3 protein-coding genes are annotated in these 1,280 nt (G+C 73.8%); all 3 read right to left on the reverse strand.

Annotation, left to right across the window (positions count from 1 at the left end):
* Nucleotides 1-98 precede the first annotated feature (98 nt).
* Complete coding sequence (locus tag OZN99_RS31830) at nucleotides 99-365, reverse strand: hypothetical protein (RefSeq protein ID WP_270939191.1); 267 nt, start codon at nucleotides 363-365, stop codon at nucleotides 99-101.
* Between the two features lie 113 nt (nucleotides 366-478).
* Nucleotides 479-916 (reverse strand): CBS domain-containing protein, encoded by a 438-nt coding sequence (locus tag OZN99_RS31835; RefSeq protein WP_270939192.1) that lies wholly within the window; start codon nucleotides 914-916, stop codon nucleotides 479-481.
* Between the two features lie 99 nt (nucleotides 917-1,015).
* On the reverse strand, nucleotides 1,016-1,280 hold a 265-nt coding region (locus tag OZN99_RS31840; protein WP_270939193.1), incomplete at its 5' end, for a hypothetical protein.

Below are 1,280 nucleotides of genomic sequence, written 5' to 3' on the forward strand. Positions count from 1 at the left end.
CGGCGCGGCGGGGCGGCAGGGGCCCGCCTGGTCGAAGCCGGCGATCCACGACCGGGCCGTGCCCGCCCGCGGCGCGCACGGCCCGGCGCGATCGCGGGCTACAGCGGGAAGTCGCGCGCCGGGTCCACCCCGGCCTGCTCGAGGAAGCGGCGCATCTCCCCGACCTCGTCCTTGGAGAGGCTGTGGCGCGTGTCGTGGAAGCCGTGGGTGTGGCCGTTCAGCGAGACCTTGATGTGGCCGTTGCCGCCGTGGCTGACCTGCGCGCCGAGATCCTCGAAGACGCTGAGCACATGCTTCGGGTCGATGTTGCTGCTGACCGGGTGCGCGAAGAGGGCGTGCAGCACCTTGCGGTGGCGATGGTTCATCCGGACGAGTCCCTTGGCTGTTGTTCCGTGCGGGCAGTCTCGCCCGCGCCTCGGCCTGCGTCCTTGATTCGGATCAAGCGGCCGGCCGCGGGACGGCGGCCGGCGGTGCTGCGTCAGCCCGCCGTCTCGACGTAGTGGCGCAGCTCCTCCGCCTCGTGCAGCGCCTCGTCGATGCGCGCCTTCACCAGGTCGCCGATCGAGACCATGCCGGCCAGGTTGCCGTCCTGGTCCAGCACCGGCAGGTGCCGCACGCGGCGATCGGTCATCATCTCCAGCGCCTCGGTGACCTTGGTCTCAGGCCCGACGGTGTGCAGCACGCGCGTCATCAGCCGCGCGGCCGGCAGGGCCACCGCCTGCACGCCATGCGCCGCGATGCACCGGACGATGTCGCGTTCGCTGACGATGCCGAGCACGTCCTGCGCGGCGTCACGCACCAGCACCGCGCCGATGCGGTGCTGGGCGAGCATGCGGGCGATGGTGGCGACGTCGTCCTGCGGCCCCACGGAGACGACCTCGGCACCCTTGCGGCGAAGGATCGCGGCGATGACCATCCTGCTTGCTCCCGTCGGACGGCGACAGGCTGCCAAACAGCCGCGCAACGACGCAAGGAAAGGCTGTGCTGCGCTGCGGGATACGCGCCCCGGTTGCCTTCACGGCCGCGCGAGGCGCGTCGCGGCCTGTCCGGGAAGGCCCGGCGCGGCGCGCGGATCGCGCGCGAAGCCGAGCATCAGCTCGCTCGCATCGGCATCGAGGGTGGTGGGGCCGAGCAGCGCCATCAGCGGCCAGCCGTCATGGCCGGGCAGCCGGTGGCCGCCGCCGCGCACCTCGTACAGCAGCGTCGCGGCGCCGTCCCGGCAGCCGGTGGCGCGGTGCACCAGCACGCCCGGCGCGGCCGCGCGGCCCCGCCGCGGCAGC

This window comes from Falsiroseomonas oryzae (assembly GCF_027856955.1).
GTDB classification, from domain to species: domain Bacteria; phylum Pseudomonadota; class Alphaproteobacteria; order Acetobacterales; family Acetobacteraceae; genus Falsiroseomonas; species Falsiroseomonas oryzae.

Excerpts from the sequence above, each read along its gene's own strand:
- OZN99_RS31830 (WP_270939191.1), bottom strand. The coding sequence starts at position 365 with ATGAACCATCGCCACCGCAAGGTGCTGCACGCCCTCTTCGCGCACCCG.
- OZN99_RS31835 (WP_270939192.1), bottom strand. The coding sequence starts at position 916 with ATGGTCATCGCCGCGATCCTTCGCCGCAAGGGTGCCGAGGTCGTCTCC.